This is a genomic window from Aquimarina penaris, from assembly GCF_040786285.1.
Taxonomy (GTDB): domain Bacteria; phylum Bacteroidota; class Bacteroidia; order Flavobacteriales; family Flavobacteriaceae; genus Aquimarina.
In genome coordinates this window covers 74,472-90,341 of the sequence record NZ_JBFMKQ010000001.1, presented here as the reverse complement: position 1 = coordinate 90,341, position 15,870 = coordinate 74,472, and the positions used below count along the sequence as shown (strand labels likewise).

Genomic DNA, 15,870 nt, shown 5'->3' with positions numbered 1-15,870 from the left:
AAAAATACAGCTTCAGATTCTAAAATGTTATCCAAATTTACTAATTGCAATACAAATAGCTGCAATAAGTGTAGCAAGAAGCACGCCACGAGCTCGATACGGTTTATTTTTCTTTAAAAACCAAAAGAAAACTATTAAGTTGGGTATAGCTCCTAATACAATAAGGCTACCAAAAGAATCATTTTTTATAGAAGCCTTAATGGTTTCTGTAAATGTAATATCTAGCTGGTTTAATGCTGAAAAGATAAACACACAAATAATAAACCCTATACTATTAACAACTAAACCTGATAAAAAACCAATACTTATTTCCTTTTTAATCATGTAGAGACCAATTATTTAATTCTTGAATATAATGATGAGCTGTTAGATCAAACTGTGTAGGTACTACAGAAACATACCCTTGTCGAAGAGCCCATTCATCAGTGTCTTCACCTTTATCTTCATTAATAAATTTACCCGAAAGCCAGTAATATTCGCGCCCCATTGGATTCACTCTTTTGTCAAATTCTTCTACCCAATGTGCATTGGCTTGGCGACATATTTTGATGCCCTTTATTTCTTCTGCGGGTAATCTGGGAATATTTACATTGAGAACAACACCTTTGGGTAAACCATTGGCAAGTACATTCTCTACAATTGTTCTAACATATTTTTTAGAAGGCTCGAAATTGGCATCCATAGAATAATCAAGTAATGAAAATCCTATTGCAGGAATCCCTTCGATGCCTGCTTCAACAGCTGCACTCATGGTCCCAGAATAAATTACATTGATTGCAGCATTGGATCCATGATTGATACCACTGACACATAAGTCAGGTTGTCTGTCAAGAATCTGACGAGATGCCATTTTAACACAATCAGCCGGAGTCCCAGAACAACTATACTCTTTTTGAGGAGCATTTTTATCAACGGTAATAGCATCGCAATATAATGTACTATTAACGGTTATTGCATGCCCCATTCCGCTCTGCGGACTGTCTGGTGCAACTACAAAAACATCCCCGATTTCATTCATTACGCTAATTAATGCGCGTATTCCGGGAGCGGTAATTCCATCATCATTGGTAACTAAAATGAGAGGTCTTTTTGGAGCCATAGCTTGTCGTTTTTTACGAAGGTAAAAATACACTTTTTTTGTACGAATTGACAGATATGTAAAGAGTAAGAAATAATATTAGTTCATTTAAGAAAAATTTAGTATTATTACTTCATATTGGCATGATTTTTAATGTATTTTGCCTTTAAAACCCCTAAATTTTAATTGAGCGTATGAAAAAGAGTTTTTTGATTTTGATGCTTGCCGTGATTGTTTCTGCTGCCTCTTGCAGTTTTACTACTAAGGTTGAAAATGACCCGGATAAAGATAAGCTGTTGATTGATTTAATAAGTTATGTCCTCGGGAAAGGACATTATGATGCAAAAGATATAAATGATGACTTCTCAAGAGAGGTTTTCTCTGATTATATAGATGCTTTAGATCCTCTTAAACGTTATTTCTATGAAAGTGATATCGAAGAGTTTAAGAAGTATGAGAAACTTATCGATGATGAAATTAGAAATAAGGATATCACTTTTTTTAATCTTACTTATGGTCGTTTACAACAAAGAATGACCGAAGCCAGAGTGTTGTATAAAGAGATTCTAAAAGAACCTTTTGACTTCGAAAAAGATGAAGCTATTGATACGGATTACGAAAAATTGCCGTACACAAAGAATAAAAAAGAGATGACCAATCGCTGGAGGCTTCAGCTTAAATTCAATGCACTTTCTAGTTATTTTGACAAGTTTGAAGAACAAGCAGATTCTTTGGCAAAGAATAGTGAATATGAGCTTAAGACCCCAGTTGCTTTAGAAACAGAAGCGCGCGAAAATACCATGACTTCTCTAAAGGAGTATTTTGAATTTGCTGATGATTTAGAACGAAAAGATTGGTTTTCGATTTATATTAATTCTATCGTAGAGGAGTTTGATCCTCATACGTACTACTTTGCTCCACAAGACAAAGATCGATTTGATATCGCTATGTCTGGTAAACTTGAAGGTATTGGAGCCAGGTTACAGAAGAAAAATGATAATGTAAAGATTATCGAAATTATTTCTGGTGGTCCGGCATGGAGAGGAAATAAAGTAGAAGTTGGAGATTTTATCATGAAGGTAAAACAAGAAGACGAAAAAGAACCTGTAAGTGTTGTAGGAATGCGTCTTGATGATGCTGTGAGTTTAATCAAAGGCCCAAAAGGGACTAAGGTATCACTCACCGTAAAAAAAGTTGACGGTACTACCGAAGTTGTGGATATTGTTAGAGATGTGGTTGAGTTAGAAGAAACCTATGCAAAATCCTCTGTAGTAAAGAAGAATGATAAAGCTTTTGGGGTAATTAACTTACCTAAGTTTTATTTCAATATGCAAGATTATAACCAACGTAATGCTGCCAAAGATGTAAAACAAGAAATTATACGTCTTAAAGAGCAAAACATGGATGGTTTGGTTATTGATTTAAGAGATAATGGTGGAGGATCACTACAAACCGTTGTTGATATTGCCGGATTGTTTATTGAAAAAGGCCCGGTAGTTCAGGTTAGAACCAAAGGAGAATCTCCAGAAGTACTAAGCGATAAAGATAGAAATATCCTATGGGATGGTCCATTAGTAATCTTAGTTAATGAGTTATCTGCTTCAGCTTCAGAAATTTTAGCAGCAGCAATGCAAGATTATAAAAGAGCAATTATTATCGGAAGCAAGCAAACGTATGGTAAAGGTACTGTGCAAAATGTAATGGACCTTAATCGCTGGATGCGTAGTAATGATTTCGGAGACCTTGGAGCGTTAAAACTTACCACTCAAAAATTTTATAGAGTTAATGGAGGATCTACACAATTAGAAGGAGTTAAAAGTGATGTAGTAGTACCAGATCGTTATAGTTATATTGATATAGGAGAAAAAGATCAAGAAAACCCATTACCTTGGGATAAAATACCAGCGGCCGATTATAAAAGTTGGGATGGCTATATTGATTTTGACCAGACCATAAGCAATAGTAAATCAAGAATGTCTACAAATGAACAATTAAAGCTAATTGAAGAAAATGCTAAATGGGTTAGACAGAAAAGAGATGTAGACATATATTCATTAAAGTATGCAAAATATAAAGCAAATATTGAGCTTAATGAAAAACAGGCAGAGCGTTTTGACGCGATAAATGATTACAAAACTGATCTGACTTTTGAGTCTTTGCCTTATGAGCAGAACTTGATTAAAAAAGATTCGATTTTAGCAGAGAAAAGAAAAAGATGGCATAAAGACCTTAGCAAAGATGTTTATGTAGAAGAAGCGATAAGTGTTCTTGAGGATATGAAGATCAATAATATAAGAAGATCTAAAAACCCTCTTACACTTAAGAATTAATACATTAATGCCCGAAACAAAGTCAAACTCTTTAAGTACACTAGCGCTCCATAAATTCAAAAAGAATTTTTGGGGCGTTTTGAGTTTTTGTTTCATTGCGGTATGCGCAATTGTTGCAATATTTGCGTACGTTTTGGCTCCAGATAATTCTCAGAACGCTAATCAGATGCATTTGTCTATTCATTCTAAACCTCCTGGGTTTAGTGTTGAGATGTTAACTATTCCTTCTCAAGAAGTTGCGAATCAGCCATTTTTAGATAGGTTGTTTTTTGGAGAAAAAAATACAGATACAGAGATTCCTATAGAACAGTATTCTATAGAGAATGGTGCATTAAAAATTGCTCCATATAGCGAAGGTGAAATCAAAGGAGTTTCAAAAGAAATTAAGTTAGCCGTTTTTCCTGGTACTATGACTCCAGAAGAGATTATAGATCAGTTTATTCAAACCCAAACATTTATATTAGGAACAGATAAATATGGTAGAGATTTATTGAGTAGAATGCTGGTTGGAATTAGGATTTCATTTTCTATAGGGTTTATTGCAGTATTGATTTCCTTACTACTAGGAATATCACTAGGAGCAGTAGCGGGTTATTTTGGAGGCAAAATTGACGCTTTGATTATGTGGTTGATTAATGTTACCTGGTCTATACCTACATTATTGTTGGTAATCGCCATTACTTTGGCTTTAGGAAAAGGGTTTTGGCAGGTTTTTATAGCTGTAGGTTTAACAATGTGGGTCGAAGTAGCCAGAGTAGTGAGAGGGCAGGTGTTAAGCGTGAAGCAAATGCAATATGTAACCGCAGCACGTGCATTAGGATTTACTAATCTTAGAATAATAATCAAACACATACTACCCAATAGTTTGGCGCCAGTCATTGTAATTTCGGCTGCAAATTTTGCCGGTGCTATACTTATTGAAAGTGGTTTGAGCTTTCTTGGTATAGGTGCACAACCTCCCATGCCAAGTTGGGGAGCAATGATCAAGGATCATTATTCGTACATCATTTTAGGAAAAGCATACCTTGCAGTGATACCAGGATTAGCGATTATGAGCCTTGTAATGGCTTTTATGCTGATTGGTAATGCATTACGAGATGCTTTAGATGTGAAAGGATAGAGAATACTTTAGAAATCTATATAGGACAGGTTTTTCTGCTGATTAATGCACTTTTCAAAATAATCCGATATGTTTATTGAAGTGCTAGTCTCGCTTAAAAATTGTATTTCTTATCCTTTATATTTTTTTATATAAAAAAACAGAAAGCAGTACTGCTAGAAATGCTAAAACTAACCAAAACTTCGGTATGCTATATTGTGTTTGAAGAGGGCTGGCATCTCCCGATAAAACAAAAGTGGCCCAGAAATGCGGAGAGGTTTCAGATAGGCTATGGTTTTGTAAATAATTAAGTTTTGCTGTTCTCAAAGCCTTGGATTTTGAATGCCCCTTTTTTAAATATTTGTAAAAATCATTCATAATATAGGTTGTAGAGCGATCATCAACACTCCATAATGAAGAGATCACGCTTTTTGCCCCAGAATGAAAAAAACCTCGCGCTAAACTCATAACACCTTCTCCTGTTTCTTGTTTACCCTTTAGGGTATTACAACCGCTTAATACAACCAGATCTGCACTGTTTTGGGTAAAATATAGCTCCTCAAGATTTAGTTTATGGTCGTTAAAAGCAATCCATGGCGAAATAGAATCCAAGGCATCAGCATGAGTGGCTAGATGAATGATGTTATGATCTTGCAGAGTGCTTAAAAACTCTTTTTTTGTGGCTCGATTGTCAACATATATCTCACCATCAAAATAATCTTTGATATTCAGTAACTCCGTTGCACTATTTTCTAAAGAGGGCATATTATAAACATCAAAATTACGAGGTGCAATGCCAAGAAATGAATTATACTCTATGTTTCTGGTACCTTTTGTGTTTTCTAAGAACGAATAGGAGTACCCATAGCTTATCTCAGAATCCTCTATCAAATAATTGAGCTTTTTGTGTACAATAGGCGAGGTGACCAATGCTTCAAAAGGAAGATAGTTAAGATAGCTGTCTGGGATAATTTTTACTTTTTTGTTTTTTATTCTTTCTTTGAGTTCTTGAGTAGGAAATAACTTAGAATATACTTTATACGCAATATTGGCATATGAAATAAGCGCTTCTTTAGTTTTAAATGGTGTAGAGGCTTGTTCTACCAACGATGAAATTTCTTGTTTTAGCCCAGAAACATCTTCTATTTCTATACATTGGATATTGTGTTTTGAAATATATAAAATGTATGCATTAGTGGTAGTTTTTACACCATAATTACTACCATTATGAATAGGAGTATATCCTTTATTTTCAGAAATTAATCCATAATTTTCGTGTTCAGAAATATTATACTCTAAGATAATAGTATTCTTTTCTATGGCCTGTTGTACCTCTTTTAAAGAAATTACATTAGGTTGTAGGTCGAAGGGGTTATATTCTGGAAAAGATTTCTGTATACTATCCTGCAAATTTTTTAATTGATTTTTTTGATCCAATAATTCGATTGTGATTGAATCTTTTAAAGTTTCAGGGTCGTTTTTAATACTTTCAAGAAAAAAGATCTTTTTTTTGATCATTGTTTCTTGGTTGGTAATATCGTCTGGGAGTGCTAAAGACTGCCTTATTTTACCATTATTAATATCTTCAGTCAACAACAAAGCTTTATTTTTTTCCATGAAGTAAAAGGCATTTTCTATATCTTTTGCCAAAAAACAAGCTTCAATTGCTTTTCCATATAGATCCGAACTTTGTTTGCGCCAGTATAATTTGGATTGAAACTCCCTACTTTCAATTCTAATAAGGTCAATTAATTCGTCTGCCAATAGAAATAATGATATACTATTAAGTAGTGATTCCTTGTTTTTTAAAGTCTTGTGTTTTTTAAGATATGTGTCTGCCAATTCTGTTAGAGCCGTTAAAAGTTTAGATTTATTAAATGTGTCATACAGATCTTTAGTAGTAATTTGGCTCGAGTTTTTATTAGTAACGGTAAGTAGTTTTATAGCATCTTGATAGTATGCAACTCCTTCATCAAATTCTTTTTTTCTAGTATGACAAAACCCTAAATTTATGAAGCTGGCGATTCGTTGTAAAGTATCAATTTGACCCGAAAACGTAAGAGCATGGTTTTGAAATTTAATTCCTTGATCGGGGTCAATACCATTATATAAATTTCCAATAAGACCTTTTACCAAAGCTATTTTTAGAGAATCTTGGCTTGTTTTTGCAATATCTAAAGCTTGGTCATAATAATAGCGTGCTTTTTCAACGTTTAAAATTTTATCTTGATTGTATAGATTTCCAATAGCTATTTTTATGTTATATCTTCTGTAGTTTCTGGATTGAATTACTTCGGATAATGAATCTGCAATCATGAGGTTTTTTATCCCCCTATTATAAAGATTTTTATTGCCTAACTTAGCATAACATTCACTAGCATTACCAGCATTAATAATGATTTGTTTAAAATTGCTATGCTCCAATAATAACGAATGAGCTAATTCGAAATAAGTAACTGATTTATAGTAATCACCCAAAGCTTTATAACATCTTCCCAGTTCTGAGTAGGCTTCGGCAGCGGCGTTGTTTTTGGAATGTAGGGCGAGTAATTCTTGATAATAACCAATACTTTTAACGTACTTCTTTTTTTTATAATAAAAGAAAGCGAGGTTGTTTAAACCAAGTTGCACCAGTGTGGTGTCTTTTGCAAAGTATTTCTTTTTAATAGTTAAAGAGTACTTAGCAAGATTAATGGCTTTGTCAATTTCTTTATTGCGATATAACCAAATGGCATATTTATGCGTGAGTCGTTCTAAAATAGAATCGTTATCAACACTATGCAAGTCAATAATTGAATCAATTTGTTTTGTTTTGTTTTCTGAAGGAATATCTGCTTTCAGCAATGATTGCCAATCTATTGAGTATTGACCAATACAATAGTTAAAGAAAAACAGTAAGAATATAGTTGTAGTTTTTTTTAAGGTCATAGATAACAAGGTGTACAAAATCCTTTTAAGGATTTTAAAAATACTCTTTTTCAATTGATCTTAAAATTCTTACGGGTAGTTTACACAAAAAAAGGTTGACAATCTTGCCAACCTTATACATAATTCTATTTAAATGTTTGATTCCTCTTTATTGATATCTGTCCTGCATACCTCCGAGATTATCAGTTCGATCTGTTGGATTAAAAGGATTGCCAATTGGGTTTATAGGGTTATCAGTAGGATCAAAAGGGTTATCAAATGGATCGCCATTATCTTCAATAAATAAATCAATCATTAGATGAGTACTAATTTCAACTAATAATGCATCATAATATGTTAAAGGAGCTTTTGTGCCCTCAAGGTCTTTGTCATCATCAGGATGACGTAGTGTTCCTCCCGCAGTAGGGGGAAGTATATCTGAGTAATTGTGTAGGTACCAATATTCTGTAGTTGTATTAGAAGTTGCAGGTTGTACTAATACAAGCCTTAGCCTAGATGATGCTTGGGTTTCTGTGTACTTTTCTGCGAATTCCTGTCGTATGCTACGACGAGTAAATGGGTTATTTGTATGATATGTTATCTTAATTATCTTTTCGGTAGAAAGTGGCATATTTTCTATGGGCATGCCATATGATAATGCAGATGCTTTTTGTGTTAGTAAATTATTTTGCATTTCTAATTCTGATGAATCATAATCATCAGTCGAGCAACCTATCAATACTACAATTAGTAATAAGTTCCAAAGTCCTTTTTTTATTATCATTGTTGTTTAAATTTTAAATTTGGGTTTTAATAATTAAGCGATGTGGTTGTTAATGCCTTAAACATCGCTTATTTTTTTAAGTTTTTATGGTTGCGTAGCAACTATTCTTGAGATAAATATCAATATTGTAAATGTATTTATGTGGTCTTTTTATCTTCTTGGCGAGCCAAGAGTTGTATCAAGACCCAAAGGAGGGTATGTTTCTCCCAAAAGGTTAACCAGTTCGTGAGCTCTAATGTCTCTTATAAGAGTCGTATACTGGTCTTCTTGATTAAGGTCCCTATCATCATCAGGAAAAGATTGAGTGCCTCCACCAGAATTAATAACATTTTTTAAAACCCAATGTTCTACATTAGAGTCAAATGATAATGGTTTTACTAAACGTAATGTTGAGTATTTTTCCGAAAATTCTTGTCTTACAGCAATAATAGTACTGGGATTTTCGGTGTTATATGTGACTTTGATAAGGTTGTTTTCATTGATATATGAGTGTGGTGGTAAAAGTGGCATGCCATAAGCAAGACCTTCTTGGTCCGATAGAAAATTTTTTTGTTCAAAAAGTGTTTGATTATTTTGCAGTTCCTCGATTTTTATATCATCTGTTGAACAGCTAATAACAGTGAACAGAAGGATTAGGCTCCAAATTACTTTAATTGTTTTCATGTGTTTCATTAAGGTTTAATAGATTTATTTCTTGTATTCCACCTATTAGTTTCTAAAAATTTAAAATCTTACCCATGAAGAGTACAATTTTTAACGGCGAAAAAAAACAAAAATGGGGATATAAAAAAATAATAACTACAATTTTAGTTAAAATGCTAATAATCTGGATTAAAGTGTCTTGGTTATTTTAGTTATGGTAAAGCAATAAAAATAATAAGGTTTTATTTGTTTGTGATTTACAATTAATTTAAAATATAGTAGTTTAGTGAAATATGTAAGAGCACTAACCGTCTTTAGTAAAAAGTAACCAAAAAATGCAAGAACCGCAGAGTAATATCTATTTAGAAGGCCTATTATCGGGGGATGAAAATATTATTGATACGATTTACAAAAAAAACTTTCCTGCTGTTGTAGCATTTGTGAAAAAAAATAATGGAACCTACCAAGATGCAGAAGAAATTTTTCAGGACGCCTTATTTCAGTTAACAGTGAGATTAAAGGTCAGAAGTTTTGAAATTAAATCTACTTTTGATGGCTATTTATTTACGGTTTGTAGGAATTTATGGAGAAAAGAATTAAATAATCGAAAAAAGGTGGTAAGAAATGATAAGGTTGTAGAACTAGTAAGTGAAGAGCATAAGCATAGTTCTTTTATTTTAGAACAAGAACGTTGGGAGCTTTTTGAAGAAAAGATTGCCCAATTATCAGAAAATTGCATGAGGTTACTAAAGGAGTATTTTAATAAAGTTTCTTATAGTCTGATTGTAGAAAAGTTCAATTATTCATCAGAAAATGTAGCTTTTCAGCGAGTATTTAAATGCAAAAAACGTTTAACAGAATTGATTAAAAAAGATAGCAGATATCAAGAACTACAGTAGTTATGGACGAAAAGATATACCAAAAGATTGAAGCATATCTTGGCGGGGATATGACGGCAGAAGCGCGTAATGAGTTCGAGGGGATGATGGCTAAGGATGAAGAATTGCAAAAAGCAGTAAAACTCTCTAACGAGATCAATCACCATCTAAATGAAGAAAGTTGGCTTGTAACTAATACTATAGAAAAGAGTAAGGCCAGACAAGAATTAGAGGACTATATCAAAAGTGATGATGCTGCTACACTAAAAGAACAAATACAACAAGGAGGAAAAAGATTTAAGAAAAAAAGTAACCCTGTCAATATTAGATATATTATAGGCTCAATTGCGGCTGTTTTCGTTGCTGGGATATTGCTTACTAATGTGTTTTTTAATCAAAAGAGTTCTGATGATCTCTACCAATTGTATTATTCAGCTAATGATTTACCTTCTTTGGTTAAAAGGGGAGCGGATGATGATGTGCTTAATACTGCAATAATAGAATATAAAAATAAACGGTTTGAAAAAGCAATTACTTCCTTTCAAGAATATCAAAACAAGTCTGTAGAAGATGCACCGTTGTTACATGCGTATGTTGGGTTTTCATACCTTGAATTAAACAAAACCAATGAGGCTCTAAAGAGTTTTGATGCTCTTGTGAATTCTGATTCTATTGATAATTCAAGGGGGCTTTGGTACAAGAGTTTGGTGTATTTAAAGATGGGAGATACGGAAAATGTAAAGAAGGTTTTATCCGAAATTATAGCGGATCCAGAAAATTTTAATTATAATAAGGCAATTCTGTTATTAGAAGAGTTAGATTAAATTAGGTTTTGTAAACGCAATATTTTGATATTTTTGCATTTCGCTATTAAATAAAAAAAATTGAAGAGAAAATATATTTACCCATTATTAATTATCATCGTCACGATAGGTTTTTATTATTTCGAAGAATATGAAGATAATAACACATATACCCATGATGAGGCCACCGAAGAACAAAAACCTGAACTAAGCTTTTTTTACCTTCCAACATCAACTACAGGAACAATTGTAACTCATAATCATTATTCATTATCGTATTCTGAAAAGCACGAACAAGCAGAATGGGTAGCGTATCATTTAAAGAAAGAACATTTATCCTCTAATGACTTTAAACGCCCGTATTTTGAAGTAGATAAAAAAGTAAGAACATCTTCTGCAGATTGGCGTAATTATAAAAAATCAGGGTATGACCGGGGACATTTATGCCCAGCAGGTGATAGGAGATTTAACTACGGAGCTTTCGAAGAAACATTTCTTACATCGAATATTACACCTCAAAATCATGAATTTAATAGTGGTATCTGGAATGAATTAGAGCAAAAAGTAAGATACTGGGCAAAGAGTTATGATGGGTTATATGTGGTTACCGGAGGTGTTTTATCTGATAATCTTAAAACAATAGGGTATGAGGCCGTATCGGTACCTAAGTATTTCTATAAAGTACTATTGAGTAAAAGCACTAAAAAACCTAAAATGATCGCTTTTTTGATGGAAGGTAAAAACTCAAATACTCCTCTTAAACAGTATGTAGTTTCAGTTGATCGTATTGAAGAACTTACCGGAATCGATTTTTTTCCAAAATTAGAAGATGCTGTTGAAGCAAAGTTAGAGGCTTCGACCAATACGACAGGGTGGAAGTTTTAATTTATTACTAATTACCATTCATTAACGCGATTGGCATCTAGCTTAATAAAGATAAATAATAAAATAGTGAAACCCCACAATCCCGATCCACCATAGCTAAAAAACGGAAGAGGAATACCAATAGTGGGCATTAAACCGGTTACCATACCAATATTTATAGCGAAGTGAATAAATAATATACCCACAACGCTATAGCCATATACTCTGCTAAATTGTGATTTTTGTCTTTCTGCCAGATTAATTAGTCTAATCAACAATAAAATAAATAAAATGATGACCATAGTAGCTCCTAAAAATCCCCACTCTTCGCCTACAGTACTAAATATGTAATCTGTATGTTGTTCTGGAACAAAACCTCCTTTGGTTTGTGTCCCTTCTTTCCATCCTTTTCCTGTCCAGCTACCACTTCCAATTGCAATCTGACTTTGATTCGTGTTGTAGCCTATCCCTTTAGCATCAACTTCTTTTCCTAAAACAATATTAAATCGGTCTCTATGTCGTTGTTCAAATACATTATTAAAAATGTAGTTAACAGAAAAACAGAATCCTGTAATAACAATAATAGTTAAAAGGTATCTTGAGTACTTAGGCTTTTGTTTTCTATTTTTGATTAGAATAAAAATCATGACTGCGGCAATTGCAAGTACTACCCACAGCGGGTTAAAAAGTAGGGTGAGTACAAATAATCCAGCTGCCGAAGCTCCCACAATGAGATATATAGCTGCTAACCCCTCTCTATACAGAGGAAAGAAAAAAGCGGCGTAAACTAAAGCACTTCCCGGATCTGGCTGAGGGATAATAATTACTGCTGGTATGGCAATAATTAAAAACGCTCTTACCTGATGGCCAAGAAGCTTAATATTGGTTTGCATATCACTTAAGTATTTGGCCAAGGCCAATGCAGTACATGCTTTTGCAAATTCTGAAGGTTGTAAGCTTATAGGACCAATCGCATACCATGAAGTTGCGCCAGAAATGGTTTTTCCGAAAATAAATAACCCTACAAGTGATAATATGGATATCACATAGATTAAACCGGCAAATCGTTCATAAAACTTCGCCTCTATAGCTTGTATAATAATAATGAGTATGATACTTAATAGTATCCAATAGGCTTGTTTTACATAAGCTTGAGAAAAATCTGACAAAGAGAAAGTTTCTCCCTCATATGACGCCGAATAAATGTTTCCCCACCCAAAACCTACTAATAATAAAAATAATAAAACCGTTATCCAATCAATAGCGGCTACGCTAGATCTTGCCATTATTGATTAATTTTAAAAGGTTCGCCACTATAAGGTTTTGCATACTCTTCTTCAAGGCTATGGGTAAGAATCCAATCTTCTAGATCTGTTCTTGAAATTGTACCAGATAGATGTTTTTCAATCATTAAAGAAGCAATTCTACCTGCATATCGAGCTCCCCAATATCCATTTTCAACAAAAACGGCAAGCGCTATCTTAGGGTTGTCCTTAGGGGCAAATGCTATAAAAACAGAATGATCTGTAAGTTGTGTTTTAACACCATTAATCTTAGTGAAATTTTCTGCTGTTCCTGTTTTTCCGCAGATATCTATCCCCTTAACCTGTAAAAAACTCGCAGTTCCGTTAGTGTATACCTGATGCATTCCTTCGATTACGGGCTCAAAATATTCTTTGTCAATTGTAGTAACCTTGGGCGTAGTGTAGTTTTCATTGTCTATGGGCTTACTGTCAATTGCTTTTATAATATGCGGAGTGTGATAATAGCCTCTATTTGCAATAGCGGCTGTCATATTAGCTAATTGTATTGGTGTTGCTAGTACTTCTCCTTGACCGATAGCATTAGACAAAGTAGCAGAAGCATACCATTTATAAGTGGGGTACTGGTATATTTTGTTGTAATACGCCGCAGTTGGTACTTTGCCTCGTTTTCCTGTCGGTAAATCATTACCCAGATATTTTCCTAATCCAAAGCTTTGTACGTGTTTTCTCCAGTTATCCATTCCTTCTTGAGGAGTATCGTATTTTTCTATAATTCTTTTATACACAGTTGCAAAATATGCATTGCAAGAATTGGCAATTCCTGGTATCATATTAAGGGGGCCCCTATGAGCATGACAACCTAGTTTTTGCCCTCTTTTTCCATAATAATACCCCATTCTACAAGAAACTCTTTCATTAAGATCTATGACATCTTCCTGTAGCCCTATTAAGGCATTAATAGTTTTAAAAGGTGACCCCGGAGGGTATTCACCTGTAACACCTCTATCGAACAAAGGATTTGCAATGGTGTCGTATACAAGTTTTGTGAAGTTAGGAGATCTTTTTCGTCCTACTAATAAATCAGGTCTGTATGTTGGTGCGGTTATTAATGCAAGTATCTCTCCTGTAGAGGGTTCGAGTGCTACAATTCCTCCACGTTTATTGCGCATAAGCCTTTGCCCATATCCCTGTAAGCCAGCATCAATAGTAATGGTAAGATCTTTTCCGTTTACAGGTAAAGTATCGAATTTTCCATTTTTATAAGGCCCGATATCTCGGTTAAATCTGTCTTTTTGTATTCGCTTTACGCCTTTAATCCCTCTAAGTTCATTTTCGTATTGTTTTTCTACACCATCAATGCCTATAAGATCACCCGAGAGATAATAAGGGTCTTTCTTAATCAAAGCATCGTTAACCTCGCCAATATAACCTAAAACATTAGCTGCGTGTATAGTTTGATAATCTCTAAGTGATCGTTTCTGAATGTAAAAGCCATCAAATTTCCGCATTTTTTCCTGTAGATAGGCATATTCATCTTTGGTCAATTGTGGGATTACTATTGAAGGAACTCTGGGAGAATACACTCTGGCTTTGTGTAATCTTTTTACCAATTTATCTTTACTGATTTTTAAAATAGAACAAAACTCTAAAGTATCAAAAGCTTTTAATTCTCTAGGAATTACCATGACATCATAAGAAGGTTGATTAGTAACCAATAATCTGCCATTTCTATCATAGATTGCCCCTCTCTGCGGATAATCATAGATTACCTTTACAGCATTATCTTCTGATAAAGATGCAAAGGATGTATTGTAAATTTGCAAGTAAAAGAGTCTTGCAACAAAAACAAAACCCGTAGTAACAATGATAAGATACAGTAATAACTTTCTCATGAATCTTTTCTTCTAAACACTACTAAAACCAGCATAGTAATCACTATAGTAAATAAACTGGTAAATAACGTCTTTTTTGCGGTTAATAGTATATGTGAGAAGTTAAAAATTTCTAATGAAAATAGAACAATATGATGTGTTAAAACCATAAGGGTTACATAGGCGAATCTTTCGCCAAAACCTAAATTACTTAATTTTACGGTTTGGAATTCATAACTAAGTCCAAATACACTGCGCAGTGCTACTGGTCGAAAAAATGCTATAATAGTGCAAGCAGCTGCATGTATACCACCAGAATCCCCAAAAATATCCATGATTAATCCCAAGAAAAAACTAATCAAAAGAAAGAGGCTTTTGTTTATGTTTATAGGAGCTAAGAGGATAAAAATGATGTAAATATATGGGTTTAAAAAACCTAAGAAGTTAACATGATTAAGAACCATTACTTGAACCAAAATCAGAATTATAAACCTTCCTATTTGTAATGCCACATCCTTATTCATAATCTGGTTTTTCTAAGCTTTTAATTTCACTGGCATTACTATTCTTAATTGAATATACAAATCCAATATTAGTCATATCATTAAATAATTTGACATCAATAAGGTAATAACTTTTATTTTGATTTAAACTGTAGTTAACTATGGTTCCGATTCCGATTCCTTTGGGGAAAATAGTAGATCGCCCATGAGTAATAATGGTATCTCCCTCTTTTAGAATAGCTTGTCTAGGTATAGTTTCTAGCTGAACAATATTAGGATCTTCTCCATTCCAAACCAATGAACCGTAATGATTAGATTTTTTTAACCCTGCATTGATGCGTGAGTTACTATTAAGGATTGAAATTATTCTACCATAGTTTTTTGTTGTATTCTCAATAATTCCGATAATGCCTTGGTCGGTAATCACTCCCATATCGGGTAATATGCTATCTTTTTCACCTTTATTAATTAGAATATAGTTGTCAACTTTACTGTAATCATTTTTGATGACTCTTGCTTTTATAAAAGTGTAGGGTTTGTCAAAGGATGAGGTGTCTATACGTTTTAAGGCTACAGAATCTAATCCATAAGCACTTAATTGATTATGAAGTCGTTCATTTTCTTCCAGAAGCCGTTCGTTTTCCTTTTTTAATTTAAAATAATCACTTACAGAATGTTGCCAGCCATATATACCCCCGCTAATAAAATTGGTTGAGCTCACAAACTTACTCCTATGATAAGAATGGGATTGTATAGTAAAGATCAAGGATAATAATAATAGTAATAGAAACAGCAGCGAATGTTTATTTCGTATTAAAAAATTAATGATCTGCTGCATGATTTAGG

14 protein-coding genes are annotated in these 15,870 nt (G+C 33.5%); 5 read left to right on the top strand and 9 right to left on the bottom strand.

The annotated features are described in order from the left end of the window. Positions 1–27: 27 nt before the first annotated feature. A complete protein-coding gene (locus tag ABW637_RS00385) occupies positions 28–324 on the bottom strand; it encodes a hypothetical protein (protein ID WP_367582637.1) in 297 nt (98 codons plus the stop codon). Beyond that, positions 317–1,099, bottom strand: coding sequence for a 5'/3'-nucleotidase SurE (gene surE / locus ABW637_RS00380; protein ID WP_367582636.1), 783 nt, complete (start codon positions 1,097–1,099; stop codon positions 317–319). Before surE ends, ABW637_RS00385 begins: the two co-directional genes overlap by 8 nt. A 173-nt stretch (positions 1,100–1,272) precedes the next feature. On the opposite strand from surE, the gene ABW637_RS00375 reads away from it, so the two are divergent. After that, on the top strand, positions 1,273–3,408 hold the full coding sequence (locus ABW637_RS00375) for a carboxy terminal-processing peptidase (protein ID WP_367582635.1): 2,136 nt from the start codon (positions 1,273–1,275) through the stop codon (positions 3,406–3,408). 7 nt (positions 3,409–3,415) lie between these two features. After that, complete coding sequence (locus ABW637_RS00370; protein ID WP_367582634.1) at positions 3,416–4,528, top strand: ABC transporter permease; 1,113 nt, start codon at positions 3,416–3,418, stop codon at positions 4,526–4,528. A gap of 117 nt (positions 4,529–4,645) precedes the next feature. On the opposite strand, the gene ABW637_RS00365 is transcribed toward ABW637_RS00370, so the two are convergent. The 3 genes from ABW637_RS00365 to ABW637_RS00355 form a co-directional block, all read right to left on the bottom strand. Beyond that, the gene (locus tag ABW637_RS00365; protein ID WP_367582633.1) at positions 4,646–7,435 is read right to left on the bottom strand and encodes a CHAT domain-containing protein; all 2,790 of its coding nucleotides are present in this window, start codon (positions 7,433–7,435) and stop codon (positions 4,646–4,648) included. Between the two features lie 148 nt (positions 7,436–7,583). Beyond that, positions 7,584–8,198 (bottom strand): hypothetical protein, encoded by a 615-nt coding sequence (locus ABW637_RS00360; protein WP_367582632.1) that lies wholly within the window; start codon positions 8,196–8,198, stop codon positions 7,584–7,586. A 150-nt stretch (positions 8,199–8,348) separates the two neighbouring features. Next, positions 8,349–8,861, bottom strand: a complete 513-nt coding sequence (locus ABW637_RS00355; protein WP_367582631.1) for a hypothetical protein — start codon at positions 8,859–8,861, stop codon at positions 8,349–8,351. Positions 8,862–9,175: 314 nt separating this feature from the next. Here ABW637_RS00355 and ABW637_RS00350 point away from each other — a divergent pair, with 314 nt between their 5' ends. Genes ABW637_RS00350 through ABW637_RS00340 form a run of 3 tightly spaced genes read left to right on the top strand, consistent with a single transcriptional unit; the run spans position 9,176 to position 11,406 of the window. After that, positions 9,176–9,739, top strand: a complete 564-nt coding sequence (locus tag ABW637_RS00350; RefSeq protein ID WP_367582630.1) for an RNA polymerase sigma factor — start codon at positions 9,176–9,178, stop codon at positions 9,737–9,739. A 2-nt stretch (positions 9,740–9,741) separates the two neighbouring features. Continuing rightward, a complete protein-coding gene (locus ABW637_RS00345) occupies positions 9,742–10,542 on the top strand; it encodes a tetratricopeptide repeat protein (RefSeq protein ID WP_367582629.1) in 801 nt (266 codons plus the stop codon). A 60-nt stretch (positions 10,543–10,602) separates the two neighbouring features. Then, positions 10,603–11,406, top strand: a complete 804-nt coding sequence (locus ABW637_RS00340) for a DNA/RNA non-specific endonuclease (RefSeq protein WP_367582628.1) — start codon at positions 10,603–10,605, stop codon at positions 11,404–11,406. Between the two features lie 11 nt (positions 11,407–11,417). On the opposite strand, the gene rodA is transcribed toward ABW637_RS00340, so the two are convergent. From rodA to mreC, 4 genes are read right to left on the bottom strand one after another with little or no spacing between them, the layout of a single operon-like run. Then, complete coding sequence (gene rodA, locus ABW637_RS00335) at positions 11,418–12,671, bottom strand: rod shape-determining protein RodA (protein WP_367582627.1); 1,254 nt, start codon at positions 12,669–12,671, stop codon at positions 11,418–11,420. After that, entirely contained in the window at positions 12,671–14,542 is a 1,872-nt protein-coding gene (gene mrdA / locus ABW637_RS00330; protein ID WP_367582626.1) for a penicillin-binding protein 2, read from the bottom strand. The genes rodA and mrdA overlap by 1 nt, the downstream gene beginning before the upstream one ends. Further along, positions 14,539–15,045, bottom strand: coding sequence for a rod shape-determining protein MreD (gene mreD, locus ABW637_RS00325; protein ID WP_367582625.1), 507 nt, complete (start codon positions 15,043–15,045; stop codon positions 14,539–14,541). Before mreD ends, mrdA begins: the two co-directional genes overlap by 4 nt. After that, positions 15,038–15,862 carry a rod shape-determining protein MreC gene (mreC, locus tag ABW637_RS00320; protein ID WP_367582624.1) on the bottom strand — a complete coding sequence of 275 codons (825 nt, stop codon included), beginning with the start codon at positions 15,860–15,862 and terminating at the stop codon, positions 15,038–15,040. Before mreC ends, mreD begins: the two co-directional genes overlap by 8 nt. Between the last annotated feature and the right edge of the window lie 8 nt (positions 15,863–15,870).

Bases quoted from the DNA above. Each gene is read 5' to 3' on its own strand.
- ABW637_RS00385 (WP_367582637.1), bottom strand. From the start codon at position 324: ATGATTAAAAAGGAAATAAGTATTGGTTTTTTATCAGGTTTAGTTGTT.
- surE (WP_367582636.1), bottom strand. From the start codon at position 1,099: ATGGCTCCAAAAAGACCTCTCATTTTAGTTACCAATGATGATGGAATT.
- ABW637_RS00375 (WP_367582635.1), top strand. From the start codon at position 1,273: ATGAAAAAGAGTTTTTTGATTTTGATGCTTGCCGTGATTGTTTCTGCT.
- ABW637_RS00370 (WP_367582634.1), top strand. From the start codon at position 3,416: ATGCCCGAAACAAAGTCAAACTCTTTAAGTACACTAGCGCTCCATAAA.
- ABW637_RS00365 (WP_367582633.1), bottom strand. From the start codon at position 7,435: ATGACCTTAAAAAAAACTACAACTATATTCTTACTGTTTTTCTTTAAC.
- ABW637_RS00360 (WP_367582632.1), bottom strand. From the start codon at position 8,198: ATGATAATAAAAAAAGGACTTTGGAACTTATTACTAATTGTAGTATTG.
- ABW637_RS00355 (WP_367582631.1), bottom strand. From the start codon at position 8,861: ATGAAAACAATTAAAGTAATTTGGAGCCTAATCCTTCTGTTCACTGTT.
- ABW637_RS00350 (WP_367582630.1), top strand. From the start codon at position 9,176: ATGCAAGAACCGCAGAGTAATATCTATTTAGAAGGCCTATTATCGGGG.
- ABW637_RS00345 (WP_367582629.1), top strand. From the start codon at position 9,742: ATGGACGAAAAGATATACCAAAAGATTGAAGCATATCTTGGCGGGGAT.
- rodA (WP_367582627.1), bottom strand. From the start codon at position 12,671: ATGGCAAGATCTAGCGTAGCCGCTATTGATTGGATAACGGTTTTATTA.
- mrdA (WP_367582626.1), bottom strand. From the start codon at position 14,542: ATGAGAAAGTTATTACTGTATCTTATCATTGTTACTACGGGTTTTGTT.
- mreD (WP_367582625.1), bottom strand. From the start codon at position 15,045: ATGAATAAGGATGTGGCATTACAAATAGGAAGGTTTATAATTCTGATT.
- mreC (WP_367582624.1), bottom strand. From the start codon at position 15,862: ATGCAGCAGATCATTAATTTTTTAATACGAAATAAACATTCGCTGCTG.